This window comes from Streptomyces sp. LS-MS-L19 (genome assembly GCF_058382285.1).
This window is the reverse complement of record NZ_JBYCLL010000001.1, coordinates 2,676,080-2,702,191: the sequence shown is the minus strand read 5'-3', so window position 1 is coordinate 2,702,191 and position 26,112 is coordinate 2,676,080. Positions and strand designations below refer to the sequence as shown.

20 protein-coding genes and 1 pseudogene are annotated in these 26,112 nt (G+C 72.7%); 7 read left to right on the top strand and 14 right to left on the bottom strand.

Annotated elements, in window-relative coordinates; all coding sequences use genetic code 11:
- Positions 1-4: 4 nt before the first annotated feature.
- On the top strand, positions 5-1,441 hold the full coding sequence (locus AC2XR2_RS11950) for an NsdA family TPR-like regulatory protein (protein WP_020137345.1): 1,437 nt from the start codon (positions 5-7) through the stop codon (positions 1,439-1,441).
- A 98-nt stretch (positions 1,442-1,539) separates the two neighbouring features.
- Here the strand turns inward: AC2XR2_RS11950 and AC2XR2_RS11945 are convergent, their stop codons facing one another.
- Positions 1,540-2,973 (bottom strand): NAD(P)/FAD-dependent oxidoreductase, encoded by a 1,434-nt coding sequence (locus AC2XR2_RS11945; protein ID WP_381305217.1) that lies wholly within the window; start codon positions 2,971-2,973, stop codon positions 1,540-1,542.
- Positions 2,974-3,203: 230 nt separating this feature from the next.
- Positions 3,204-4,097 (bottom strand): TIGR01777 family oxidoreductase, encoded by an 894-nt coding sequence (locus AC2XR2_RS11940; protein WP_491514999.1) that lies wholly within the window; start codon positions 4,095-4,097, stop codon positions 3,204-3,206.
- Between the two features lie 74 nt (positions 4,098-4,171).
- Here AC2XR2_RS11940 and AC2XR2_RS11935 point away from each other — a divergent pair, with 74 nt between their 5' ends.
- Positions 4,172-4,660, top strand: coding sequence for a GNAT family N-acetyltransferase (locus tag AC2XR2_RS11935; RefSeq protein ID WP_381305222.1), 489 nt, complete (start codon positions 4,172-4,174; stop codon positions 4,658-4,660).
- Positions 4,661-4,814: 154 nt separating this feature from the next.
- Here the strand turns inward: AC2XR2_RS11935 and AC2XR2_RS11930 are convergent, their stop codons facing one another.
- A complete protein-coding gene (locus AC2XR2_RS11930) occupies positions 4,815-5,999 on the bottom strand; it encodes a MarP family serine protease (protein ID WP_381305225.1) in 1,185 nt (394 codons plus the stop codon).
- Between the two features lie 923 nt (positions 6,000-6,922).
- Between AC2XR2_RS11930 and AC2XR2_RS11925 the strand changes: the two genes are divergently transcribed.
- Positions 6,923-7,735: a peptidoglycan recognition protein family protein gene (locus AC2XR2_RS11925; RefSeq protein ID WP_491514998.1), complete on the top strand. Its 813-nt coding sequence runs from the start codon at positions 6,923-6,925 to the stop codon at positions 7,733-7,735.
- Positions 7,736-7,848: 113 nt separating this feature from the next.
- A complete protein-coding gene (locus tag AC2XR2_RS11920; RefSeq protein ID WP_491514997.1) occupies positions 7,849-8,049 on the top strand; it encodes a hypothetical protein in 201 nt (66 codons plus the stop codon).
- A gap of 25 nt (positions 8,050-8,074) precedes the next feature.
- Here AC2XR2_RS11920 and AC2XR2_RS11915 read toward each other — a convergent pair whose 3' ends face one another.
- The 4 genes from AC2XR2_RS11915 to AC2XR2_RS11900 all read right to left on the bottom strand — a co-directional run bounded on the left by AC2XR2_RS11915 (position 8,075) and on the right by AC2XR2_RS11900 (position 13,297).
- On the bottom strand, positions 8,075-8,593 hold the full coding sequence (locus AC2XR2_RS11915) for a DUF4240 domain-containing protein (RefSeq protein ID WP_330269755.1): 519 nt from the start codon (positions 8,591-8,593) through the stop codon (positions 8,075-8,077).
- Between the two features lie 56 nt (positions 8,594-8,649).
- Entirely contained in the window at positions 8,650-9,624 is a 975-nt protein-coding gene (locus AC2XR2_RS11910) for a helix-turn-helix transcriptional regulator (RefSeq protein WP_491514996.1), read from the bottom strand.
- 85 nt (positions 9,625-9,709) lie between these two features.
- Positions 9,710-12,412, bottom strand: coding sequence for a pyruvate dehydrogenase (acetyl-transferring), homodimeric type (aceE, locus tag AC2XR2_RS11905; protein WP_491514995.1), 2,703 nt, complete (start codon positions 12,410-12,412; stop codon positions 9,710-9,712).
- Positions 12,413-12,673: 261 nt separating this feature from the next.
- Positions 12,674-13,297, bottom strand: coding sequence for a GntR family transcriptional regulator (locus AC2XR2_RS11900; protein ID WP_020115869.1), 624 nt, complete (start codon positions 13,295-13,297; stop codon positions 12,674-12,676).
- Positions 13,298-13,512: 215 nt separating this feature from the next.
- Here AC2XR2_RS11900 and AC2XR2_RS11895 point away from each other — a divergent pair, with 215 nt between their 5' ends.
- Positions 13,513-14,196, top strand: a complete 684-nt coding sequence (locus AC2XR2_RS11895; protein ID WP_491514994.1) for a hypothetical protein — start codon at positions 13,513-13,515, stop codon at positions 14,194-14,196.
- Positions 14,197-14,254: 58 nt separating this feature from the next.
- Here AC2XR2_RS11895 and sucB read toward each other — a convergent pair whose 3' ends face one another.
- The 3 genes from sucB to AC2XR2_RS11880 all read right to left on the bottom strand — a co-directional run bounded on the left by sucB (position 14,255) and on the right by AC2XR2_RS11880 (position 19,330).
- Positions 14,255-16,057 (bottom strand): 2-oxoglutarate dehydrogenase, E2 component, dihydrolipoamide succinyltransferase, encoded by a 1,803-nt coding sequence (gene sucB / locus AC2XR2_RS11890; RefSeq protein WP_330267458.1) that lies wholly within the window; start codon positions 16,055-16,057, stop codon positions 14,255-14,257.
- Positions 16,058-16,116: 59 nt separating this feature from the next.
- Positions 16,117-17,505: a dihydrolipoyl dehydrogenase gene (lpdA, locus tag AC2XR2_RS11885; RefSeq protein WP_381305245.1), complete on the bottom strand. Its 1,389-nt coding sequence runs from the start codon at positions 17,503-17,505 to the stop codon at positions 16,117-16,119.
- 286 nt (positions 17,506-17,791) lie between these two features.
- On the bottom strand, positions 17,792-19,330 hold the full coding sequence (locus AC2XR2_RS11880; protein ID WP_381305248.1) for a leucyl aminopeptidase: 1,539 nt from the start codon (positions 19,328-19,330) through the stop codon (positions 17,792-17,794).
- Positions 19,331-19,522: 192 nt separating this feature from the next.
- Between AC2XR2_RS11880 and AC2XR2_RS11875 the strand changes: the two genes are divergently transcribed.
- Entirely contained in the window at positions 19,523-20,302 is a 780-nt protein-coding gene (locus AC2XR2_RS11875) for an endo alpha-1,4 polygalactosaminidase (protein WP_381305251.1), read from the top strand.
- 15 nt (positions 20,303-20,317) lie between these two features.
- Here the strand turns inward: AC2XR2_RS11875 and AC2XR2_RS11870 are convergent, their stop codons facing one another.
- Complete coding sequence (locus AC2XR2_RS11870) at positions 20,318-21,100, bottom strand: adenosylcobinamide-GDP ribazoletransferase (RefSeq protein ID WP_491518436.1); 783 nt, start codon at positions 21,098-21,100, stop codon at positions 20,318-20,320.
- Between the two features lie 73 nt (positions 21,101-21,173).
- Here AC2XR2_RS11870 and AC2XR2_RS11865 point away from each other — a divergent pair, with 73 nt between their 5' ends.
- Entirely contained in the window at positions 21,174-21,929 is a 756-nt protein-coding gene (locus AC2XR2_RS11865; protein WP_381305254.1) for a hypothetical protein, read from the top strand.
- Between the two features lie 512 nt (positions 21,930-22,441).
- On the opposite strand, the pseudogene AC2XR2_RS11860 reads toward AC2XR2_RS11865, so the two are convergent.
- The 3 genes and pseudogenes from AC2XR2_RS11860 to cobT all read right to left on the bottom strand — a co-directional run.
- A pseudogene (locus AC2XR2_RS11860) lies at positions 22,442-23,125 on the bottom strand (hypothetical protein); the annotation flags it as partial.
- 10 nt (positions 23,126-23,135) lie between these two features.
- Positions 23,136-24,896, bottom strand: a complete 1,761-nt coding sequence (locus AC2XR2_RS11855) for a phosphatidylglycerol lysyltransferase domain-containing protein (protein ID WP_491514993.1) — start codon at positions 24,894-24,896, stop codon at positions 23,136-23,138.
- Between the two features lie 115 nt (positions 24,897-25,011).
- Positions 25,012-26,106 carry a nicotinate-nucleotide--dimethylbenzimidazole phosphoribosyltransferase gene (gene cobT / locus AC2XR2_RS11850; RefSeq protein ID WP_449353453.1) on the bottom strand — a complete coding sequence of 365 codons (1,095 nt, stop codon included), beginning with the start codon at positions 26,104-26,106 and terminating at the stop codon, positions 25,012-25,014.
- Positions 26,107-26,112: the final 6 nt, after the last annotated feature.

Here is a 26,112-nt window from a genome sequence, read left to right as displayed (position 1 = left end):
GCAGATGACGGAACGACCCGCGCAGCGCACTCCCAACCGACAGCTCGCCGCGCTCATCGCAGAAGCGGGGTTCTCCAACGCGGGTCTCGCCCGACGCGTGGACCAGCTCGGTCTCGAACACGGGCTGGATCTCAGATACGACAAGACCTCCGTGACCCGGTGGCTGCGCGGGCAGCAGCCCCGGGGCACCACACCGGCCCTCATCGCCGAGGTCTTCACCCGGCGCCTGGGCCGCCGGCTCTCCGCGCAGGACCTCGGCCTCGACGCCTGCGCCCCCGTCTACGCCGGGCTGGAGTTCGCCGCCGGTCCCGAGGAGGCCGTCGACATCGTCAGCGGGCTGTGGCGCAAGGACTCCGGCAGCCACGCCGAACTGCGCAAGATCGCCTTCACCCCGGCCGGCCTGGTCGTCCCCAGCCGCGACTGGCTGATCGGCCGCCCCGACGACCGGGTCGCCCGCGGCGAGCCACCGGTCCGGATCCCGCCCCAGGGGCGCCCGGTGGTCCCCCGGCAGCGCGGACAGGCCGAGCGCGGACCCGGGCAGCGCGTCACCGGCGGGGACATCGCCGCGCTCGCCTCCGTCGGGAGCCTCTTCCGCACCCTCGACGACCAGTACGGCGGCGGGCACGCCCGGCAGGCCCTGGTGCGCTATCTGGAGCACGAGTGCGAACCCATGCTGCGCGGCACCTACGGCGAGACCACCGGGCGCCGGCTGTTCGCCGCGGCCGCGGACCTCACCCGGCTCGCCGGCTGGACGTCGTACGACATCGCGGCGCACGGACTCGCCCAGCGCTACTTCGTCCAGGCGCTGCGGCTCGCGCAGGCGGCCGGGGACCGGGCGTACGGGGCCTACGTGCTCGTCACGATGAGCCGCCAGGCCGTGTACCTGGGGCACGGCCGGGAGGCGATCCAGCTGGCGCGGGTGGCCCAGCAGGGCGTCGGCACCAGTGCTCCGCCGGTGGTGCAGGCGCTGTTGCACTCCGCCGAGGCGCGCGGGCACGGGGTGCTGGGGGAGGTGCGGGCCTGCACGGCGTCCCTGGTCCGCGCGGAGCGGGCCCTGGAGGCGGCACGGCCCGGCGACGAAGTCCCGCACTGGGCGCGGTTCTTCGACGAGGCACAGCTGGCGGACGAGTTCGGGCACTGCCACCGGGATCTCCAGCAGTTCCGGGCGGCGGCTCAACACGCCGAGCGTTCGCTTCAGTTGAGGGCGCCGGCGTATGCGCGGAGCCGGTTGTTCTGCCGGGTGGTGCTGGCCTCCGCGCGGCTGGGGCTGGGGGAGTTGGACCAGGCCTGCTCGCTGGCGGCGGAGGCGGCCGGGCAGGCCGCGGAGATGCGGTCGGTGCGGGCGGTGGAGTATGTGCGGGACTTCGAGCGGCGGTTGGAGCCGTACAAGGATGCTGCGCCGGTTCGGAGCTATCGGGACAAGGTGGCTGCGCTTCAGTAGGAGGCTCGCCGTAACTCCGACGGTCCGTTGCCGAATGCCTCGCCGTCGTGGCTGATCGCGCAGTTCCCCGCGCCCCTCAAGGGCGCGGGGGGTGGCCGTCAGGCCGCCTGGGCTGCCGGAGTCGGGTCTGCTCGGTGCAGGGAGCCCGACGCGCCAAGGTCCTTGAGGATGGCTGTCGTCGCCCGGTGGGCCGAGTGCAGGGCTCCCTGGACCGTGCTCGTGTCGCGGTGGTCGCCGCAGACGTAGAGGCCGGCCAGGAGGCGGACCGGGCGGCGCAGGTCGTGCGGGGGGCGCATGGCGGGGACCGCTTCGCGGGTGTGGTGGACCGCCAATGTCTCCCAGGTCCGCGTCGACGTGCCGTACAGGCGGGCGAGATGGGTGCGGACCGCGGTGTCGAGGTCCGGCGGGGGCGGTCCGAGGACCGTCGACGACACCAGTACCCGCCCGGCGGGGGCCCGGCTCGGGTCGACCTCGCTGATCACCGCCGTGTGGGCCACCGGGCCGCCGCGGTCGGCGTCCAGCAGCAGCGCGGAACCCGTGCGCGGCGGTTCGTCCGTCGTGTGGTGGACCACCGTCACCGGATGGACGTCGGGCACCCGCAGGCCCGGCAGCAGCTCCGCCGCGGCCCGCGCGTCCGTCGCCAGCAGCACCGCCCGGCACCGGAACTCCCCGTGCTCCGCCGTCGTCACCGAGGTCGTCGCGACGGACGTGACCCGCACCCCCGTGTGCACGGTCCCGGCGGGCAGCGTGCGTGCCAGCAGTTCCGGGAGCATCTCGGCGCCCCCCTCGGGGACACACAGGCGGCCGGCCGCGAAGGCCCGCAGCGCGAGGTCGGCGCACCGACTGGACGTGGTCAGCGCGGGGTCGCAGAGCAGCGCGGCGAGCAGCGGGCGCAGAAAGCCGTCGATCGTGCGGGCGGGCAGCCCGCGCGCCGCGAGCGCCTGTCCGGCGGGCAGTTCGGGACGGGCGAGGAGGCGGTCGACGGGCACGTTCGCGAGCCGGGTGAGCGCGGCCCCCAGCCGCGCCTGGTCGACGGCCCCGCCGAGCGGCGCGCCCGCCCGAGCGGCCCGGGGCGCTGCCCCCTGACCGGCGCCGGACAGCACCCTGAACCCCCTCCTGGGCGCGGCCCCGGCCACCGGGCCCCCGCGCGCCCCCGGCACCCCCCGAGGGGCGCTCGCCAGGGCGCGCACCGCGTGCAGTGCGCCCCTTGCGCCACCGGCGCCCGCCGGAGCGTCCACCCGGTGGTGCCGTCCGTCGCCGTGCAGCAGCACCCCCGGCGCGAAGGGGCGCAGCACGAGCCCGTCGAGCCCGGGCGTCAGACGTAGTTCGGGATACGCCGTGGACAGCAGCTGTCCGATCCGGTCGAGCCGGAAACCGTCGACCTTCTCCGTCGACATGCGGCCGCCCGCCCAGGGGGCGGCCTCCAACACCGCGACGGTCACTCCTGCGCTGGTCAGCCGATGCGCCGCGGAGAGCCCGGCGACCCCGGCTCCCACGATCACGACGTCCGCCTGGTACGCGGGCTCAAGCACGTGCCCCTCCTCGAGGTTGCGCGGCCGGTGGAGACGTGATGCCCCCAACAGGCTCCGGGGATACCCGAGTTCGGGTCGAGGGTAGGGCCGGGACCGGTCAGGAACAGTCGCGCATCGACAGGGCACGGTCGCACGCCGGTCGCATGTCGTCACGGACGGTCGCCGAGGAGGTCGTACGACGACAGGGGCTTCCGGCGTGTTCCTCAGGCGCCGTGCGTCCGGCGTGTTTTTCAGGCCGCCCGGATCGCCCCCTCGATGTCCGGGAACGCGAACGTGAACCCCGACTCCAGCAACCGCTTCGGCCGTACCCGGGCGCTGCCCAGCACATCACCGGCCATCTCGCCGAGCACGGCCCGCAGCACCGGGGCGGGGACGGGGAAGAGCGTCGGCCGGTGCAGCACCCGGCCCATCGCCTCGGTGATCTCACGGTTCGTCAGGGGTTCGGGAGCGGTGAGGTTGAACGGTCCGGACAACCCGTCGGTCTCCAACAGGTACCGGATCGCGGCCACTGCGTCGTGCAGCGCGATGAACGACCAGTACTGGCCGCCGTCGCCCATCCGTCCGCCGAGCCCCGCCTGGAACAGCGGGAACAGCTTGCCCCAGGCCCCGCCCCCGCGGCCCACCACGAGCCCGGTGCGGGTGAACACGGTCCGTACACCGGCCTGTTGGGCCGGAGCGGCCGCGCCCTCCCACTCTACGCACAGCTCGGGCAGGAAGCCCTCCCCGGCGGGCGAGCTCTCGTCGACGACCCGGTCGCCGGTCTCGCCGTAATAGCCCATCGCGCTGCCGTTCACGAAGACCTTCGGCGGTTCGTCGAGGACGGCGACGGCCTGGGCGAGGGCGGTCGTGCCGTTCACCCGGCTGTCGTGGATCCGCTTCTTGTACGCGTCCGTCCAGCGCCGCGAACCGACCCCCGCCCCGGCGAGATTGACCACGGCGTCGCAGCCGGCGAGGCCGGCCGTGTCCACCCGCCCGGCCTCGGGGGCCCAGCGGACCTCCATGTCGTCCCGGGGCTCCCGGCGCACCAGACGCACCACCTCGTGCCCGTCCGCGGTGAGGGAGCGCACCAGGGCCGAGCCGATCAGTCCGGAGGCCCCGGCCACCGCGATTCTTGAATGTTGCATGACCTCATCCTGCCTGGTGGGTGCGTAAAAGCGATGTCTGGTTCCGGTACCCGCCGCGCCGTAGGGTGGCCGCCATGTCCCAACTGTCCATACGCCTCGCCCTCCCCGACGACGAAGAGGAGCTGGCCCGCCTCGACCGCGCCGAGTGGTCGCCCCTGCACGAGGTCCTGCCCGAACAGCGGCCGCCGTACCGGCCGTTCTTCGACGAGCGCCACCTCCCCGACGACTGTCTCGTCGCGGAGGCCGACCGGCGCATCCTCGGGTACATCCGTCTCGGTTTCCCGACCGGGCTCGAGGCGAACGCCCATGTGCGCCAGATCCAGGGTTTCGTCGTCAGCGCCGAGGCCCGTGGCCGCGGGGTCGGCCGGGCCCTGATCCGTGCGATCACCGAGGAGGCCCGCCGCCGGGGCGCCCGCCGCCTCACCCTGCGCGTCCTCGGCCACAACACGCCCGCCCGCAGGCTCTACGAGTCCGAGGGCTTCGCGGTCGAGGGGATCCTGCCCGAGGAATGGCTGCTGGCGGGGGAGTACGTCGACGACGTGATCATGGGGCGCCGTCTCTGAGCACCTGGTCGGCCGCGGCGGTCGTACGGCGTCTGCGCACCACCAGGTGGAGCGCGACCCCCGCCACGAACAGCGAGATCAGGAAGAACACGGGCACGTCAGCCTCCGGGGTGCCTTGCGGGACCGTGGCCCCATCATCCGGCAGCCCGTGGCGCTACGACGTGACCAGCTCGCCCGTGTCCACCGGTGCCGTGGCGGTCGCCGCCTTCTCGGCGTCACCGGCGACCTCGTCGGCGGTCAGCACGTAGCCCGTCTCGTCGTCGGAGGTGGAGCGGGCGAAGACCACGCCGTAGACCCGGCCGGAGGTGGTCAGCAGGGGGCCGCCGGAGTTGCCGGGGCGGACGGTCGAGCGGATCGAGTAGATCTCGCGGGTGACGGTGGCGTCGCTGTAGATGTTCTGGCCGTTCGCCTTCACCCGGCCCGCGACCGTGGCCGCCTGGAGGTTCAGGTCGCCGTCCTGCGGATAGCCGGCCACCACCGCCGAGTCGCCCCGCTCGGCACTGTCGTCGAAGCGCAGGACCGGGGCGCGGAGCTCCGGGACGTACAGCACGGCCACGTCCTTGTCCGGATCGAACAGCACGACCCGTGCGTCGTACGGCTGCCCGACCCCGCCGATCCGGACGCTGGGCTCGTCGATGCCGGCCACCACGTGGGCGTTGGTCATCACGTGCTCCGGCGCGTACACGAATCCGCTGCCCTCGCGGCCCTGGGTGCCGGAGGCGCCCTCGATCTTCACGGTGCTGAGCTTGGCGGCGTTGGTGGCGGCGGCGGTCACGCTGTCGCCGGTGGGCTTGGCGACCTCGGCGGTGGACTCGTTCTCGAACGGGTTGAAGACCTGCGGGAAACCCGCCTCGGTGAGCGCGGAGGTGGCCCGGGAGAACCACGAGGGGGTGGTGTCCGGCATGGAGTCCTGTACGGCGCCGAGCAGCGCGGAGTCCCGGATGGCGGTGGTGACCAGCGGGGACGAGGAGGCGCCGAGGACGCTCGCGGCGACCCAGGCGACGATGAGCACGGCGACCGAGTTGGCCACGGCGCCGCCGATGCCGTCGGCGACCCTGAGCGGCCCCTGGTCCAGTTCCCTCCTGAGCCGCAGCGCCAGCCGGCCCGCCAGTTCGTGGCCCACGGCGGCCGGGGCCAGCACAGTCAGCACCGCGGTCACCGTCGCCGCGGTGCTGCCCGGGGTGACCAGGTCCATCATCCACGGCAGCACCCACACGCCCACGATCGCGCCGCCGACGAAGCCGGCGAGCGAGACACAGCCGGCCACCAGGCCGCGCCGGTAGCCGGAGGCCGCGTAGGCGGCGATCACCAGCATCAGCAGGATGTCGAGCACGTCCACGGAGCCGCCCTTCTCTTTGGAACCTTCAGTACGCAGGCGAAGCGTCCAGTGATCAGCTACGCGCGCGCGTGCCGCCCGGAACCGGCCACGTGTGCGTGCACCTGGGAAAACGTCGCGGACCAGGATGATGGTTCCACCGGGTGGCACACCACACATCGCGGACGGAACGGATCCGGCCGACAGTGGGAGTCATGCGTGTCCGAAGACCGAGAGGCCCGCGAAGGCGCCGAGCACCCCGAATAGGCGACGTGGCGCGCATACGCGACGCGGTGCGACTGCGCGCCGAGGCGGAGCGCCTACGCGCCGACGCGGCACGCATACGCAAAGCAGCCCTCACCCACCTCACCCACCGCTTCCGCCCGGCGCCGAGCCGCGACCAGGCCTCATCCGCCGCTCCCAAGACTTTCCCGCGCCCCGAGACGTCCGCCGGCTCTACGCCCCCTGGAGCTGGACCTGGGGCTGGGGCTGGGGCTGGGGCTGGAGCTGGGGCTGCCCCAGAGACCACCGCGCCGATCAGGCCCGCGCCCGCTGCCGCCCCTGGGGCCCTTCCCGCACCCGGGTCCCCACCCATACCTGCGGCTCCGGCCGATCCCGCCCCCAAGCCTGCGGCTCCGGCCGATCCCAGCCGCGTGTCGGCGGCCTCCGCCGATCCTGCGCCCCCCGCGTCTGCGGCTCCAGCCATACCCGCGTCCCCCGCAGATTCCAGGCCCTCCGAGCCTGCGGATCCGGCCGAACCTGCCCCCGTGCCAGCCTCCGCCGATCCTGCGCCCCCGGCGTCTGCGGCTCCAGCCGAACCCCCACCCCCCGCCGAACCCCCACCCCCCGCAGATTCCACGCCCCCCGAGCCCTCGGCCGCTGCCGACCCCCAACCCGTACCCGCAGGCTCCGCGAAGCCCCTGCCTCCCCCCGGCGCCACCGTCTCCGTGTCGGGCGTGGCCCTGTGGTGGCGTGGGCTGCCCCGGGCCCTTCGGTTGGGGCTCGTCTGTGTGTTGCCGGGGCTCGTGGGGGTTCTCGTGCTGGTGCTGTGTGTTCGGGGGCTCGGGAGCGATGTGGGCGACAAGGACGCGCGCCGCGCTGCCGTGCTCCGGCCCGGTGTCGTCACGTACTCCGCGGCCCGGCCGCACATCGTGCCGCGGGACGTCTGGGCGCGGGGGGACGGTGAGGCGAACGGCACCGCCCGTACCCCGCCCGTCCCGCGCTACGACGACAAGGTCGTCGCCGTGTTCGTCCATCACACCGACTCGCCCAACACCTACGACTGCGCCGACGCACCCCGCATCATCCGCTACCTCGCCGCCGGCCAGACCGGCAACCGCGACTGGGACGACATCGGCTACAACTTCCTCGTGGACCGCTGCGGCACCATCTACGAGGGCCGGGCCGGCGGCGTCGACCGTCCCGTCACCGGCGCCCACACCCAGGGCTTCAACCACCGCACCGCCGGCATCGCCGCCCTCGGCACCTTCACCGCCGGCGTCCCCGTCCCCCGCGCCATGACCGACGCGATCGCCGCCCTCGCCGCCTGGAAGCTCGGTCTGGCCGGAATCGACCCCCGCGCCACCGTCCGGCTGACCTCCAGCAACAGCCTCAGCCGCTACCCCGCCGGCACCACCGTCCGTCTCCCCGCCCTCGCCGGCCACGACGACGGCTACATGACGACCTGCCCCGGCGCCGCCCTCAGGGCACGGCTCCCCGAGATCCGACAGACGGCCGCCCGCCTCCAGGGCCGCCCGTGAGCCCCGGCACGAGACCCGACACCAGGCCTCACAGGAACGCCACAGCCCTCCCGCAGGGCCCTGAGATCTCCGCGCCCTACGGTCGTCCCAGAAGCCGACCGGAGGTGGGGATCATGAGCAGCACCAACAGGAGCAACAAGCGGGTCTGGACCGTCGTCTGCGCGGTCGCGACGGTGGTCCTCGGCCCCGCCGCCGTCACCGCGTCCGCCCTCGACCAGGCCAACGCGGCCCCCCTGCACCACTCGGTGAAGGCCGACCAGAGCCAGGCCTACCTGCCGACGGACCCGACCCGGCGCCGGACAACGGCAGCCTGAGCCGCCCTCAACCCCTGAACCGCCCTCAACCCCTGAACCGCTCCCACAACTTGGGATACCGCTCCGCCAGCACCCGGTCGTTCTCCAGGTCGACCGGCGCGCCCAGCGGCTCGGAGGGCGCCGGCGGAATGCCCAGGTCGGGAGCGACCGTCCCGGTGAGCTGCTCGTAGGCCTCGTCGGCCGCGTACCCCAGCTCCTCGCCGTCGCCGTCGATCTCCTCGTCGAAGTCGGCCAGGAGATCGGCGAGCGAGTCGGGGTCGTGCACCGCGCCCTCGTACACCTCACGCCCCTGGCCGATCAGCCAGCACCGGAAGAAGTCGAAGGCGTCGTCGCTCGCCCCGTCCAGCAGGATCCAGGCTGCGCCCCACAGGTCCCAGGTGTACGCGCGGTTGAAGCGGGCCTCGAAGTGACGGGCGAAGTCGAGGACCATGTCCGGGTCCAGCGCGAGGAGCCGGTTCACGAGCAGGTCGGTCTGCTCCTCGGGGTCACCCTCGGCGGCCTCGCGGGTGGCGTCCACCAGCTCCCAGAACTCCGTCTCGTCCATCACGGGTCCAGCATCGGGCCTTCAAGCGTGGGGCGCACGTGGAGTGTGGCGGATTGTTATGTCCCGTACAGGCGGCCCAGCCGTGCCACGTCGTCGACGAAACGCGCCCGCAGGCTCTGCGGCGCCAGCACCTCCACCTCCGGTCCGAGCCCCATGAGCTGCGAGTGGGCCACCTGCTCGGACTCCACGGGGAGGGTCAGGGTCAGCCAACCGTCCCCGTCCGGGCCGCCCGCGGCCGCCAGTGTCTCCCGGGCGGCGGCGGGATCGACGGCGTACGGCAGTCTCCGCACCCCGTCGGGGGAGAGCCGTACCACCACCTCGGCCCGCAGGATCGACCGGGCGAACTGCTCGGCCCGCTCCGCCCAGAAGCCGGGCAGGTCGAACTCCTCGTCCCGTACGAAACGGTCGGCGCGGGCCTCCACCGCCGTGAACCGGTCGATCCGGTAGACCCGGAAGGAACCGCCCTGCGCGACCCGCGCGCACACGTACCAGACCCCCGCCTTGAGGACGAGTCCGTACGGCTCCAGGTCCCGCTCGACCTCGCGCTCCTGACCCCGGTAGCGCGCGGTGACCCGTCTGTCGTCCCACACCGCCTCGGCGACGACCGGCAGCAGTTCCGGCGACTTGGGCTCGGTGAACCAGCCCGGCGCGTCGAGGTGGAAGCGCTGGGCGGCCGTACGGGAGGCGTCGCTCAGGGAGGGGAGGAGGGCGGCGGACACCTTCAGCCGGGCGGCGGAGGCCGCGTCCTCCAGCCCCATCTCACGCAGCGCGCCCGGCACCCCGGACAGGAACAGCGCCTCGGCCTCACCGCGGGCCAGCCCGGTCAGCCGGGTCCGGTACCCGCCGATCAGCCGGTACCCGCCGGCCCGCCCCCGGTCGGCGTACACCGGAACCCCCGCCTCCGACAGCGCCTGGGCGTCCCGCGTCACGGTCCGCTCCGACACCTCCAGCTCCCGCGCGAGTTCGGCGGCGGTCATGGAGGGCCGGGACTGGAGCAACAGCACCATCTTGATGAGTCGGGCAGCACGCATACGGCCATGATGCCGGGGCCCACTGACAGCGAAGGGGCACGGCGGTGGCCGTACCCCTTCGTCGAAGGCATGGAAGCCCGGGCGCCTACAGCCCGTACTTCTCCCGCGCTTCCTTCACCGCCGTCGCCTTGACCTCGCCGCGGCGGGCCAGCTGGGCCAGCGCCGCGACGACGACCGACTCGGCGTCGACGCCGAAGTGGCGGCGGGCGTCCTCGCGGGTGTCGGAGAGGCCGAAGCCGTCCGCGCCCAGCGAGGACCAGTCCTGCTCGACCCACTGCGCGATCTGGTCCGGGACCTGGCGCATGTAGTCGGAGACCGCGAGCACCGGGCCCTCGGCGCCGTGCAGCGCCTGGCGGACGTACGGCACCCGCTCCTCGCCGCGCAGCAGGGCCGCGTCGGCGTCCAGCGCGTCACGGCGCAGCTCGGTGAAGGAGGTCGCGGACCACACGTCGGCGGCCACGCCCCACTCCTCGGCCAGCATCCGCTGCGCCTTGAGCACCCAGTGGATCGCGGTGCCGGAGCCCAGCAGCTGGATGCGGGGGGCGTTCGCGACCGGGGACAGGCCCGCGGACTCCGCGGTGTTGAAGCGGTACAGGCCCTTGACGATGCCCTCGTCGATGCCGAGGCCCGAGGGCTTCGCCGGCTGCGGGAGCGGCTCGTTGTAGACCGTCAGGTAGTAGAAGACGTTCGGGTCCTCACCCGGGGCCGCCTCGCCGTACATGCGGCGCAGGCCGTCCTTCACGATCGCGGCGACCTCGTAGGCGAACGCCGGGTCGTACGTCAGCGCCGCCGGGTTCGTCGCCGCGATCACCGGCGAGTGCCCGTCCGCGTGCTGGAGGCCCTCGCCGGTCAGCGTGGTGCGGCCCGCGGTGGCACCCACCAGGAAGCCGCGGCCCAGCTGGTCGCCGAGCTGCCACATCTGGTCGGCCGTGCGCTGCCAGCCGAACATCGAGTAGAAGATGTAGAACGGGATCATCGCCTCGCCGTGCGTCGCGTACGACGTCGAAGCGGCGATGAAGTCGGCCATCGAACCGGCCTCGGTGATCCCCTCGTTGAGGATCTGGCCGTTCTTGGCCTCCTTGTAGTACATCAGCTGGTCGCGGTCGACCGGCTCGTACGTCTGGCCCTTGGGGGAGTAGATGCCCAGGGACGGGAAGAGGCTCTCCATGCCGAAGGTGCGCGCCTCGTCGGGGACGATCGGCACCCAGCGCTTGCCCGTCTCCTTGTCGCGGACCAGGTCCTTGATCAGGCGGACGAAGGCCATGGTGGTGGCGACGTTCTGCGAGCCGGAGCCCTTGTCGAAGGAGGCGAACGCCTTCTCGGCGGGGGCGGGCAGCGGGGCCACCGGGTGGACGCGGCGGGCCGGGGCGGGGCCACCGAGGGCGGCCCGGCGCTCCTGGAGGTAGCGGACCTCGGGGGAGTCGGCGCCCGGGTGGCCGTAGGGGACCACGCCGTCGACGAAGTCGCTGTCCTTGATGGGCAGTTCGAGCAGGTCGCGCATGTTCTTGAACTCGTCCACCGAGAGCTTCTTCATCTGGTGGTTGGCGTTCTTCGACGCGAAGCCCTCGCCGAGGGTGTGGCCCTTGACCGTCTGGGCCAGGATCACGGTCGGCGCGCCCTTGAACTCGACGGCGGCCTTGTAGGCGGCGTACACCTTGCGCGCCTCGTGACCACCGCGCGAGAAGTGGAAGCACTCGAGGATCTTGTCGTCGGACAGCAGCTTCGCCATCTCGGCGAGCGCCGGGTCCTTGCCGAAGAAGTCCTGGCGGATGTAGGCCGCGTCGCGCGTCTGGTACGTCTGCACCTGCGCGTCCGGTACCTCGCGGAGCCGCCGTACGAGGGCGCCCGTGGTGTCGAGGCGGAACAGCTCGTCCCAGGCGTTGCCCCACAGCGTCTTGATGACGTTCCAGCCGGCGCCGCGGAACTGGGCCTCCAGCTCCTGCACGATCTTGAAGTTCGCGCGGACCGGGCCGTCGAGGCGCTGGAGGTTGCAGTTGATGACGAAGGTCAGGTTGTCCAGACCCTCGCGGGAGGCGAGCGCGAGGGCCGCCGTGGACTCCGGCTCGTCCATCTCGCCGTCGCCGAGGAAGGCCCAGACGTGGGACGCGGAGACGTCCTTGATGCCGCGGTTGGTCAGATAGCGGTTGAAGCGCGCCTGGTAGATCGCGGAGAGCGGGCCGAGGCCCATGGAGACCGTCGGGAACTCCCACAGCCAGGGCAGGCGGCGGGGGTGCGGGTACGACGGGAGGCCGTTGCCGCCGGACTCGCGGCGGAAGTGGTCGAGGTGGTGCTCGTCCAGCCGGCCGTCGAGGAAGGCGCGGGCGTAGATGCCGGGGGAGGCGTGGCCCTGGATGTAGAGCTGGTCGCCGGACCCGTCGGCCTCCTTGCCCTTGAAGAAGTGGTTGAAGCCCGTCTCGTAGAGCCAGGCCGCGGAGGCGAAGGTGGCGATGTGGCCGCCGACGCCGTATTTGGAGCCGCGGGTGACCATCGCGGCCGCGTTCCAGCGGTTCCACGCGGTGATGCGGGCCTCCATCGCCGGGTCACCGGGCAGGTCCGGCTCGGCGGCGGTGGGGATGGTGTTGACGTAGTCGGTCTCGAGGAGCTTCGGCAGCGCGATGCCGTTGCCCTCCGCCCTCTCCAGCGTGCGGCGCATCAGGTACGCGGCGCGGTGCGGGCCGGCCGCCTTGGCGACCGCGTCCAGGGAGGCCTGCCATTCGGCGGTCTCCTCGGGGTCCCGGTCGGGGAGCTGGTCGAGCTCGCTGGGCTGGATGGCGTGGGGGTCGGTCATGTCGCCGCCTTCCTCAGTCGAAGGGGGTTCCCTCAATCAGGCAGGGTTTCGGGGGTGCCCTTGGTCTTTGGCAGGACAGGGCGGAGGGCCCCGGTAAGGGCCCGTCGGCGACAATAACTCGCTGATCGATGATCGATCAAAGGGTTCCCGGGCAAAACTTCTCGATATCGAGAAAGTAGGCACGGGGTGCCTCCGATGGAGACACCGGGTGCCCTGTTTTTGAGGGGTTTCCGCAGGTGAGCGCGGGTGCGCTCGACTGCGTCAGGCGCGCGGAGCGCACCCGAGGACATGCGCCTTCACGATCTCCGGGATCCGCGGGTCCCGCCGCTTGAAGGCCGCCACCAGCTCCTCGTGCTCCTCCGCGTACGACTGCTGGACCGTCCCCAGCCAGCGGATCGACAGCGCGGTGAAGACCTCGATGCCCAGGCCCTCCCAGGTGTGCAGCAGCACCGAGTTGCCGGCCGCGCGCACCAGTTCGCGGTGGAAGCCGACCGTGTGCCGCACCTGCCCGGTGCCGTCCGAGTCCCGGTCGGCCTCGTACAGCGCGGCGACATGCGGTTCCAGCGCCGAGCAGTCCTGCGCCAGCCGCTCCGCCGCCAGCTCCGCGGCGATCGCCTCCAGCCCGGCCCGGACCGGGTAGCTCTCCTCCAGGTCGGCCGCCGTCAGGTTCCGCACCCGCACGCCCTTGTTCGGCGCCGACTCGATCAGCCGCAGCGACTCCAGCTCGCGCAGCGCCTCCCGCACCGGCGTCTGGCTGACCTCCAGCTCGGTCGCGATACGGCGTTCCACGATCCGCTCGCCCGGCTGCCAGCGCCCGCTGACGATCCCCTCCACGATGTGCTCGCGGATCTGTTCGCGCAGCGAGTGGACGACGGGCGCGGTCATGAGAGCTCCTTAAGGGCGTTTGACGTAAAGACAATAAGGCCGGGGGCCCGTCCGGGAGGGGCGCACGGGGGCGCTTTCATGCAGGTGAGACGAGGCTTACACGCTCCCAGCCGCACGAGTTCTGTCAAGTCACGGAACCCCACGGCTTTCCCGGTGTGTCGCGTTGGTCAGGGGTTCCCACGCGGGGCGCCCCTTCGCACCACAGGGGGGACGGCATGCACATCGGGGGACGACGGGGACTGGCCGGGGCGGCGGTGATCGGCGCGATCGTCGCCGTGGCGGGCTGCGGACAGCCGGCCGCACGGGCGACGGCGGAGCCGGCACCGAGCAGCGCGGAGCCGACACCGAGCAGCTCGCGAGCGATCACGGGGATGGCGGGCGCGGCCGGCGGCAGCGGCGCGGCCTGCGTCTTCGTCAAGCCGGACGGGGCACAGAAGTTCGGGCACGTCGGCTGGGGCTTCAAGGTCCCGGGCACCGGCCGCTGGGTCTACGGCGCCGTCGAGAACCCCAGCGGCAAGCTGTACACCCCGCCGGGCGGCGACATCGGGGCCTGGCACGCGCAGGGGTCGTACGACCGCATGCTCAGCGAGATGTCCACCGACGCCCACTACCCCGGCACGTCCGAGCACCCCTACAGCCGCTACCGCTGCACGAAATCCCCGACGCACGACGTGAGCGGCGCCCGCGCCATGATCCGTACGGTCGAGGCGCGCGGGTTCCTCGTCGGCGTGGACCCGAGGACCGGCAAGCTCACTTCACGCGACTGCCTGGACGCGACGTACGACGTCCTGAAGGCGTACCGGACGAAGCACCTCACGCCCGCGCCCAGGCTGTCCATCCCCAACGTGTGGGTGGAGGAGCTGTGGGGCTGGTCGGACCGGCAGCTCACGCCCCGGTGAGAACACACCGGTGCCCCCGCCCGGAAACCGGACGGGGGCACCGTACGAGCGACGTGCCTTACAGGCCGAGCTCGACCTCGAACTCGCCCGCCTCCAGGATCGCCTTGACCGCGGTCAGGTAACGGGCCGCGTCGGCGCCGTCCACCAGACGGTGGTCGTAGGAGAGGGTCAGGTAGGTCATGTCGCGGACGCCGATGACCGTGCCCTCCTCGGTCTCGATGACCGCCGGCCGCTTGACCGTGGCACCGATGCCGAGGATCGCGACCTGGCCCGGCGGCACGATGATCGTGTCGAAGAGCGCACCGCGCGAACCGGTGTTGGAGATGGTGAAGGTCGCGCCGGACAGCTCGTCGGGCGTGATCTTGTTGGCGCGGACCTTGCCGGCGAGGTCCGCCGTGGCCTTCGCGATGCCGGCGATGTTGAGGTCGCCCGCGTGCTTGATGACCGGGGTCATCAGGCCCTTCTCGGAGTCCACCGCGATACCGATGTTCTCGGTGTCGAAGTAGGTGATCGTGCCTTCGCCCTCGTTGATCTTGGCGTTGATCGGCGCGTGCGCCTTCAGCGCCTGGGCCGCGGCCTTGACGAAGAACGGCATCGGGGAGAGCTTGACGCCCTCACGGGCCGCGAACGCGTCCTTGGCGCGGGCGCGCAGCTTCATCAGACGGGTGACGTCGACCTCGACGACCGAGGACAGCTGCGCCTGCTCGTGCAGCGCCTTGACCATGTTGTCGCCGATGACCTTGCGGATGCGCGGCATCTTGACGGTCTGGCCACGGAGGGGGGAGGCCTCCAGGGACGGCGCCTTCTTGGCGGCGGGGGCCGGAGCGGCAGCGGCGGCCGGAGCCGGAGCAGCGGCGGCGGCCTTCGCGGCCTCGGCGGCGGCGACGACATCCTGCTTGCGGATACGACCGCCGACGCCGGTGCCCTTGACGCTCGCCAGGTCGACGCCGTTCTCGGCGGCGAGCTTGCGGACCAGCGGGGTCACGTAGGCGCCGTCGTCACCGGAGGTCGCGGCGGGAGCCGGGGCCGGGGTGACGGGAGCCGGAGCGGCCGGCGCGGGCGCCGGGGCGGGGGCAGCGGCCTGGACCGGAGCCGGAGCCGGAGCCGGAGCCGGAGCCGGAGCGGGGGCCGGGGCGGGAGCCGGAGCCGCGGGGGCGGGAGCCGGAGCGGGCGCAGGTGCCTCAGCAGCGGGCGCCGGGGCGGGGGCGGCGGGGGCCGGGGCAGCGGCCGGAGCCGCGCCCGGGGCACCGATGACGGCGAGCTTGGCGCCGACCTCGGCGGTCTCGTCCTCGCCGACCACGATCTCCAGCAGCACACCGGCGGCGGGGGAGGGGATCTCGGTGTCGACCTTGTCGGTGGAGACCTCGAGCAGGGGCTCGTCCTCCGCGACCTCCTCGCCGACCTCCTTCAGCCACCGGGTCACGGTGCCCTCGGTGACGGACTCGCCGAGCGCGGGCAGGACGACGTCCGTGCCCTCGGCGGAGCCGCCGCCGGAAGCGGCCTCGGCGGTGGGAGCGGGCGCCGGGGCGGCCTGCTCGGTGGACGGAGCGGCCGCGGCCGGCTCCGGGGCGGGCTCGGCGACCGGCTCGGCGGCCGGGGCCGGGGCAGCGGCGGGGGCGCCGGTGCCGTCGTCGATCACGGCCAGCTCGGCACCGACCTCGACCGTCTCGTCCTCGGCGACCTTGATGGAGGCCAGGACGCCGGCGGCGGGGGAGGGGATCTCGGTGTCGACCTTGTCGGTCGAGACCTCGAGCAGCGGCTCGTCGGCCTCTACGCGCTCACCCTCGGCCTTCAGCCAGCGGGTGACGGTGCCCTCGGTGACGCTCTCGCCGAGCGCCGGAAGGGTTACGGAAACCGCCATGGTTTCGGTTGCTCCTTACGAATTGCGGAAGTCTGTGTCGTCGCTTCGTCGACCGAGGGTCAGTCGTGCGCGTGCAGCGGCTTGCCCGCGAGGGCCAGGTGCGCTTCGCCGAGCGCCTCGTTCTGCGTCGGGTGGGCGTGGATGAGCTGGGCGACCTCGGCCGGCAGCGCTTCCCAGTTGTAGATCAGCTGGGCCTCGCCGACCTGCTCGCCCATGCGGTCGCCGACCATGTGGACGCCGACCACGGCACCGTCCTTCACCTGGACGAGCTTGATCTCGCCCGCGGTGTTGAGGATCTTGCTCTTGCCGTTGCCCGCCAGGTTGTACTTCAGAGCGACGACCTTGTCCGCGCCGTAGATCTCCTTGGCCTTGGCCTCGGTGATGCCCACGGAGGCGACCTCGGGGTGGCAGTACGTCACCCGCGGGACACCGTCGTAGTCGATCGGAACGGTCTTGAGACCGGCCAGACGCTCCGCCACCAGGATGCCCTCGGCGAAGCCGACGTGCGCGAGCTGGAGCGTCGGGACCAGGTCACCGACGGCGGAGATGGTCGGGACGTTGGTGCGCATGTACTCGTCGACCAGGACGTAGCCGCGGTCCATCGCGACGCCCTGCTCCTCGTAGCCGAGACCGGCGGAGACGGGCCCGCGGCCGACGGCCACCAGCAGCAGCTCGGCCTCGAACTCCTTGCCGTCGGCGAGGGTGACCTTGACACCGTCCTGGGTGTACTCGGCCTTCTGGAAGAAGGTGCCCAGGTTGAACTTGATCCCGCGCTTGCGGAACGCGCGCTCAAGAAGCTTGGAGGAGTTCTCGTCCTCGAGGGGGGCGAGGTGCTTGAGGCCCTCGATGATGGTGATGTCGGTCCCGAAGGACTTCCAGGCGGAGGCGAACTCGACGCCGATGACACCGCCGCCGAGGACGATCGCGGACTTCGGCACCCGGTCGAGGACGAGGGCGTGGTCCGAGGAGATGATGCGGTTGCCGTCGATCTCCAGGCCCGGCAGCGACTTCGGCACGGAGCCGGTCGCGAGCAGGATGTGGCGGCCCTGGACGCGCCGGCCGTTCACGTCGACGGAGGTCGGGGAGGAGAGCCGCCCCTCACCCTCGATGTAGGTGACCTTCCGGGAGGCGACGAGCCCCTGGAGGCCCTTGTACAGACCGGCGATCACGCCGTCCTTGTACTTGTGCACCCCGGCGATGTCGATGCCCTCGAAGGTGGTCTTCACACCGAACTGCTCGCTCTCGCGGGCCTGGTCGGCGATCTCGCCCGCGTGCAGCAGGGCCTTGGTGGGGATGCACCCTCGGTGCAGGCAGGTGCCGCCGACCTTGTCCTTCTCGATCAGGGCGACGTCCAGGCCCAGCTGCGCCCCGCGCAGGGCCGCGGCGTAACCGCCACTACCACCGCCGAGGATCACTAGGTCGAAAACGGTGCTGGCGTCGTTCGCCACGTCACGTCCTCCATGCATGTGCGCCACGCCGGTCAGCGGTGACCGGTCGGCGGCTGGTGTCCGGCCGCTCTTTCTTCGGCCCTGTGGTGGGGGCCCTGTCCTGCCGAGCCCCATCTTCGCACTTGTCAGCACCGAACGAGACGCCGGGCCGGGGTGTGAGACACCACACGCTCACATGAGAAGGACAGCTCCGGTGAGACACCCAGGGGCGCGGGGAACTGCGCGGCGAGCCACAACCGGCCCGCAGTCGCCCACGCCCCTCAAGAGCCGAGCTGTCAGGCGAGCATCAGCCCAGGTCACCCGAGGCAGTCAACTCGGCCAGCCGCACCAGCGTACGCACGGCGGACCCCGTCCCACCCTTCGGCGTGTACCCGAACGGCCCGCCGTCGTTGAACGCCGGCCCCGCGATGTCGAGGTGCGCCCAGGAGATCCCCTCGCCCACGAACTCCCGCAGGAACAGCCCCGCGACCAGCCCGCCGCCCATCCGCTCACCCATGTTCGCGATGTCGGCGGTCGGGGAGTCCATCCCCTTGCGCAGGTGCTCCGGCAGCGGCATCGGCCAGGAAGGCTCGCCCACCTCCTCCGCGGCCTCGTACACCGCCGTACGGAACGCGTCGTCGTTGGCCATGATCCCGAACGTCCGGCTGCCCAGCGCCAGCATCATCGCCCCGGTCAGCGTCGCCACGTCCACGATCGCGTCCGGCTTCTCCGCCGACGCCGCCCACAGCGCGTCCGCGAGCACCAGCCGGCCCTCGGCGTCGGTGTTGAGCACCTCCACCGTCTTGCCGCTGTACATCCGCAGCACGTCACCCGGCCGCGTCGCGGACCCCGACGGCATGTTCTCGGCCAGCGCCAGCCACCCGGTCACATTGACCTCGAGACCCAGCCGCGCCGCCGAGACCACGGCCGCGAAGACCGCCGCCGCCCCGCTCATGTCGCACTTCATCGTCTCGTTGTGACCCGCCGGCTTCAGCGAGATGCCGCCCGAGTCGTAGGTGATCCCCTTGCCGACCAGCGCGAGGTGCTTCTTCGCCTTCGACGAGGTGTACGACAGCTTCACCAGCCGCGGCCCCGACGCCGACCCCGCGCCGACGCCGAGGATGCCGCCGTAGCCGCCCTTCTCCAGGGCCTTCACGTCGAGCACCTGCACCTTGAGCCCGTGCTCCTTGCCCGCCGCCTGCACGATCGCGGCGAAGGCCTCGGGGTTCAGGTCGTTCGGCGGCATGTTGATGAGGTCGCGGGCCCGGTTGAGCTCCTCGGAGACCGCGACGGCGCGGGCCAGCGCGGCCTTGTACGCGGCGTCCCGCGGCTTGCCGCCCAGCAGCGCGGCCTCGGCCAGCGGCGCCTTGCCGTTCTTCGCCCTGGGGTCCTTGCCGCTCTCCTTGTAGGCGTCGAAGGAGTACGCCCCGAGCAGCACGCCCTCGGCGACCGCGCCGAGGTCGGCGGCGTCACCCAGCGGCAGCGCGAACACGGCCTTCTTCGAACCCGTCAGCGTGCGGGCGGCGACACCGGCGGCCTTGCGCAGGGTCTCCGCGGCGAACGAGGAGTCCTTCTCGGGCTCGGCGCCCAGGCCGACCGCCACCACGAGCGGGGCCTTGAGGCCGGAGGGCGAGGGCAGCTTCGTCACCTCGCCCTCGGCGCCGGAGGCACCGAGGGTCTCCAGGACGCCGGCGAGCTTGCCGTCGTAGGCCTTGTCCACGGATTCGGCGCCCGGCGCCACGACCAGGTCCCCAGACCCAGACGCAGTGCCCTTGGCGACACCGATCACGATCGCGTCGGCCCGCAGGCCGGGCGCCGCGGAGGTGCTGAGAGTCAGAGCAGTCACGGTGGTGAATTCTCGCTTCCGATGTGAAGTTCGCATGAGTCGAGCGGGTGGGTCGACCGGGCCCGACGGCCGACCCTATTTCGTGTCCGAACACGGGTCCCGATCGGGGCCTTCACCCCTGTCGGCGACCACCCGGGAAGAGCCTACGCTCGGGTCGGCCGCCGATCGTTCCGCATGCCCTGGAGCCAGTCCTTGAAGCGCCCTTTCCTGCTCGTCGCCCTGCTCCTCCTGACAGCGGGCTGCTCGACCGCGTCCGACACCGGGTCCGGTGACGCCCGATGGCGGCCCCGCCCCGGAACCGCCTGGCAGTGGCAGCTGACCGGCCGGATCGACACCTCCGTCGACGTGCCGGTCTACGACATCGACGGCTTCGACCAGTCCGGGGCGGTGGTGTCCGCCCTGCACGACAAGGGCCGCAAGGTCATCTGCTACCTGTCCACCGGCGCCTGGGAGGACTGGCGGCCCGACGCCGGGAAGTTCCCGAAGTCGGTGATCGGGCGCGGCAACGGCTGGGAGGGCGAACGCTGGCTCGACATCCGGGCCACGGACGTCCTCGAACCCCTGATGGCGGACCGCCTCGACATGTGCCGCGACAAGGGCTTCGACGCGGTGGAGCCGGACAACATGGACGGCTACAAGAACCGCACGGGCTTCCAGCTCACAGCGGCGGACCAGCTGCGCTACAACCGCCTGATCGCGAGGCTGGCCCATGAGCGGGGCATGGCGGTCGGGTTGAAGAACGACCTCGACCAGATACCCGACCTGGTCGGGGACTTCGACTTCGCGGTCAACGAACAGTGCGCGCAGTACGACGAGTGCGGGGACATGAAGCCGTTCATCGCGGCGGACAAGGCGGTCTTCCACGTCGAGTACGAACTGCCCACCAGCCGCTTCTGCGCCGAGTCCCGCCGCCTGAGGCTGAGTTCGATGCTGAAGAAGTACGAGCTCGGGGTGTGGCGCGAGGCCTGTTAGAAGGTCGGGGGCTTGCTAGAAGGTCATCGAAAGGATCACCAGCGCCGCCGTCGCCGCCGTCTCCGCGAGCCCCCCGAACACATCGCCGGTCACCCCGCCGAATCGGCGGGTGCAGTGCCGCAGCAGGAGTTCGGCCGCTGCCACGGCGGCGGCGACCGCGAGGACCGTGCGGACGACGTCGTACGACCCGAAGAGCGCGCCCGCCGCGGCCGCCGCCAGCGTCACCGCGGCGGCCACCAGTGCGGCGCCGCGGAGCGGGACCACTCCCGCCACCGCCGCTCCCAGGCCCTCCGGACGGGCCGCCGGGACGCCGGCGCGGGCGGCCAGGGTCAGGGCCAGGCGGGCCGCGGTCGCCGAGACCACGGCGGCGACCGCGCCCCGGGCCCAGGAGTCGCCGTACACCTGGGTCAGCGCCGCGGTCTGGGCGAGCAGGACGAGGACGAGGGTGATCACGCCGAACGGGCCGATGTCGGACTGCTTCATGATCCGCAGGGCGTCCTCGGCCGGCTTGCCGCTGCCCAGGCCGTCGGCCGTGTCCGCGAGGCCGTCGAGGTGCAGGCCCCGGGTGAGGACCGCCGGAACGGCCACCGTGGCGACCGCGGCGAGCGGTTCGGAGGCGCCGAGGAACAGCAGCAGCAGGCCCAGGGCGGCCGAGATGCCGCCCAGCACCAGTCCGACCAGCGGAGCGCACAGCATGCCGCCGCGTGCCGCCTCGCGGTCCCAGCGGGTCACCTTCACGGGGAGCACGCTGAGCGTGCCGAAGGCGAAGCGGAGGCCGTCGGTGGGTGGCGGGGTCATGGACACGTCCGCAGGGTAGCCCGGACGCCGCAGTGGCAGGGCGGGCCGCCCCCGGTCCCGTGAGACTGGGGCCATGGGCCACTGGCTGCACCGCAACATCGTCGAACCCGGCAAGCTGCCGCTGCTGCTGGCGTTGACCGCGTTCGTGCTGACCTTCCTGATCACCCGGTGCGTGACCCGGCTCATCCGGGCGGGCAAGGGGCCCTTCGGCAACATCAGCACCGGCGGGGTGCACATCCACCACGTGGTGCCCGGTGTCGTGCTGTCCGTCGTCGGCGGGTTCGGTGCGGTCGCGAGCGGGCGGCACGGTTTCGGGGCGGCGCTGTGCGCGGTCGTGTTCGGGATCGGCGCGGGGCTGGTGCTGGACGAGTTCGCGCTGATCCTGCACCTCGACGACGTCTACTGGAGCGAGGAGGGCCGCAAGAGCGTCGAGGTCGTCGTCCTCACCGCGGCTCTTGTCGGGCTGGTGCTCGCCGGGTTCTCGCCGTTCGGCGTCAACGACGTGACGCAGGACGAGGCGCAGGACCGCGGCGGAGTCATCTCCAGCGTGGTGCTCAACTTCCTCTTCGCGATGGTCGTCCTGCTCAAGGGCAAGACCCGGATGGCGATCTTCAGCGTGATCGTCCCGCTGGTGGGCCTCATCGGACTGATCCGCCTGGCCCGTCCCGACTCCCCCTATGCCCGCCGCTTCTACCGCCACCGCCCGCGCGCCAGGGCCCGCGCCCTGCTCCGCGCCTACCGCCGCGACAAACGCTGGTCGGGCCCCCGCCGAAAATTCCAGGACCTCCTCGGAGGCAAACCGGACCCGGTACGTCCCCTGGACCCCTGACCCCCACCGACCGTCTCCGAGCCCGCCTGCCCACCTCAGACACCCCGAGGCGACTCCCCGGCCCCGGCCGCCGGACCGCCGTGCCCACCCGCACCCCCGCGCCGACGCCCACTCCGCCCAAAACAGCCCCCACCACCCTCCCCGGCCCGGGAGTCGCCCCCAGCTTCGCGGTCGGTCCGCGGCTCGCCGCCGACCCCGGCCCGGGAGTCGGTCCGCGCCTCGCGGTCGGCCCCGGCCCGGGAGTGGGCTGCGGTTCTGGGGTCCGCCTCCGCCTCGCCGTCGGCTCCGGCCCGGCATCCGCCGCCAGGCCCAGCCCCGGCCCCGGTCCGGGACTCGGCTCCGGCTCCAGCCCGGGCGTCGGCCCGAGCCTCGCGGTCGGCCCCGGCCTGGGAGTCGGCTCCGGTCTCAGCATGGGAGTCGGTCCGATCCTCGCGGTCGGCTGTGGCCCGGCGACCGGCCCCCGCCTCGTGGTCGGCCCCAGCCTCGCCGTCCGTCCCGGCCCCGGATCCGGCCCTGGGGCGAAGACCAGCCCCGCCACCCGACCCGCCCCGGCGTCGCCGTGCCGTCGAGGAGCCGCACAGGACGAGCATCGCTGCGATGGCGGCCAGGTGTTCTCGGCCGGCCAGGTTCTCCTTGGCCGCCACCTCGACCAGCATCGCCGTGATCACCGCACCCGTGGTGACCCGGGCGCCATAGCGCAGGCCGAGGAAGACGGCGAGGCCGACCACGGCCGCTGACGGGCCGGTGTCGACGACGTGGGCGTCCGAGGCGGGGAGGCCGAGGGGGTTGTCGGGGCCCAGCCAGATGCCCGCGCGCGCGTACAGCGTCCCGGCGAGCGTGGCCGCGTAGGCCAGCGTGAGCGTCCGCCACCGGCCCAGACAGATCTCGGCGATCCCGAACACGAACAGGATCTGTGCCAGCGCCCCCCACACCGGCAGGTCCAGCGCGGGCACGAAGAGGGAGAGAGGGGTGCGGAGGAGGGCGAGCCACAGGGGATCCGCGGCGCGTACGGCACCTACGTCCTGGACGAAGTCGTACCCCCACGACTGGTTGTGCACGAGGTGCAGGGCCGCCGTCAGGCACACGGACGTCAGGGCCAGGGGGACCGCCCGCCACCTCCGCCGCCGCAGCGGCTCGCGCACGGTGCCGTACAGCGCCCCCCACTCCGCGCGCGCCCACTGGGCGATCCTCTTCATCCCCTGGTCCTCATCTGTGCGTGCTCAGGTGCTCCCGCCGCCGCAGCCACCCCGGCAGTCCCGGCACCTCCAGGAACCCCTCCGCGCGGGCCGACGCGAGGCCGATGCGCGGCAGGTCCGCGCTCTTCTCGAAGAGCAGGAAGCGCGGCTCCCAGATGGGCCGGTACTTGGCGTTGGCCCGGTACAGCGACTCGATCTGCCACCAGCGGGAGAAGAAGCTGAGCAGCGAGCGCCACAGCCGCAGCACCGGCCCGGCACCGAGCCGTGCCCCACGTTCGAAGACCGAACGGAACATGGCGAAGTTGAGCGAGACCTGGGTGATCTCGATCTCCCGGGCCCGGTTGAGGAGCTCGATGACCATGAACTCCATGAGGCCGTTGTCGGCGTCGCGGTCCCGGCGCATGAGGTCGAGCGACAGCCCGTGCGGCCCCCAGGGCACGAAGGACAGCACGGCTTTCAGCTCGCCGTCGCCGTCCCTGCACTCCAGCGCCACGCACCGGCCGTCCGCGGGGTCCCCGAGCCGCCCCAGCGCCATGCTGAACCCGCGTTCGGTGGCCCCGTCCCGCCAGTCGTCGGCCCGCCGCACGAGCGCCGCCATCTCCTCGGCGGGGATGTCCTCGTGGCGCCGGATCCGGACCGTGTACCCGGCCCGCTTGACCCGGTTGTACGCCTGCCGCACGGTCCGCATCGCCCGGCCCTCCAGGGTGAACTCCGCGATCTCGACGATCGCCTCGTCGCCCAGCTCCAGCGCGTCCAGGCCGTGTCGCGCGTACACCGTCCCCGCGTCCTCGCCCGCGCCCATCACCGCCGGCAACCACCCGTGCACCCGCGCCTCGGCGAGCCACGGCTCGATCGCCCCCGGCCAGGCCTCCGGGTCCCCGATCGGATCGCCGGAGGCCAGCGAGACCCCGCCGACGACCCGGTAGGTCACGGCCGCCTTCCCGGTCGGCGACCACACCACGCTCTTCTCCCGGCGCAGCGCGAAGTACCCGAGCGAGTCCCGCTCCCCGTGCTTGTCCAGCAGCTCCCGCAGGCGCCGCTCGTCGTCCTCGGTGAGCGGGTCGACGGCACGCCGGGAGCGGAAGGCGGCGTAGAAGACGGCCAGGACGAGGATCGTGCTGAGCACGTTGATGGCGACGTCGACCCAGTTCGGCGTGGCGATCCCGTCGAAGCGGGAGTCGTCGGAGGCGACGGAGACCAGCCGCAGGGTGCCGTACCACCACCGCTCGGTGAAGCTCGACGAGCCGGGCGCCTCGTTGGTGACGGTCACCAGCAGCGCGGCGAGCAGCGAGGACACGAGGAGTCCGCCCACCGCGACGGCCGCGGCGAGCCGTGGGTTCGACCGGTCGCCCTTGGCGTAGAACTCCCGCCGCCCGACCAGCAGCGCGACGACGAACGCGGCGGTGAGGGCCAGCGAGATCCAGTTCTGCGCGTACCGGCGGATCTCCGGGAACGCCATCGCGAGGACGAACAGCGCGAGGAACGCCCCGGAGAGCACCAGGTTCAGGATCCACGCGGCCCGCTTGCGCCGCCGCATGGTGATGGCGAGGAAGGCCGTGAACACCCCGGAGGCGAAGCCCGCCGTCAGCAGATACGGCGTGAAGTAGTTCTCCTGGTTGTGCCGCCGCACGTCCTGCCCCAGCGTCACCCACACCGCGCTGAGGAAGTTGACGAACGCGACGACCCGCAGGTACCAGACGGCGAACCCGGCGGCCCGCCGCGAGGCGGTAGTGGACGGCCGACGGGTACCGGAATCCAGGACATCTCCCATGAAGGGTGATCCTGCCCCGCTTGTCCGCCGTGGCGGTGCTCAGCCACGGCGACGCACCCCGGCGGTGCCCGACCGGCCGAACCCGGTCCGGCGGTGCCCGACCGGCCGGACCCGGCTACTCCTCCTTCTCCGGCTCCTCGACCTCCGGCTCCTCGGAGGGGGCCTCGGGCTTCTCCGGCAGCTCGGCGGCCAGCGCGGCGGCGGCCTGCACCAGCGGCAGGGCCAGCAGTCCGCCCGCCCCCTCGCCGACCGTCACCCCGTGGTCGAGCAGCGGCTCCAGCGCCATCCGGTCCAGCGCCTTCGTCTGCCCCGGCTCCCCGCTGTTCTGCCCGGCCAGCCACCAGTCCGGGGCCCGGAACGCGATCCGCTGCCCCACCAGCGCACACGCGGACACGACCACGCCGTCCAGCACGACCGGCAGCTTGCGCACCGCGCTCTGGAGCAGGAAGCCCGTGATCGCCGCGAGATCGGCCCCGCCGACCGTCGCCAGCAGCTGCAACTGGTCCCCGAGCACCGGCCGCGCCCGCCGCAGGGCGTCCCGGATCGCCGCGCACTTGCGCATCCATGCCAGGTCGTCGATGCCGGTCCCGCCGCGCCCGGTCACCACGGACGCGTCGGTCCCGCACAGCGCGGCGACCAGCACGCCCGCCGCCGTGGTGCCGCCCACGCTCACATCGCCGAGCACCACGAGATCGGTCCCGGAGTCGGCCTCCTCGTCGGCGACCGCGACCCCGGCCCGGAACGCGGCCTCGGCCTCCTCCGGCGTCAACGCGTCCTCGACGTCGATACGACCGCTCCCGCGCCGCACCCGATGCCGTACGACCTCCTCCGGCAGCCCCTCCGGATCGCAGTCCAGCGCCATGTCCACGACCCGCACCGGCACACCGAGCCGCCGCGCGAGGATCGACACCGGACGACCGCCCTCCAGGACCTCCCGCACCAGCTCCGAGGCGCTGCCCGCGGGCCGTCCGGAGACCCCCTGCGAGGCGATCCCGTGGTCGCCGGCGAACAGGACGACCCGCGGCCGTTCGACCGGCCGTACCGGCACGGCCGACTGCGCCGCGGCCAGCCACTCACCCAGGTCGTCGAGGCGGCCCAGCGCCCCGGGCGGCACGATCTGACGCTCCCGGCGCGCCTCTGCGTCGCGACGCACCCCGCCGTCGGGGCGCTCGATCAGATCGGTGAAGTCGTCGAGATTAAGCGAGCTCATTCGCCG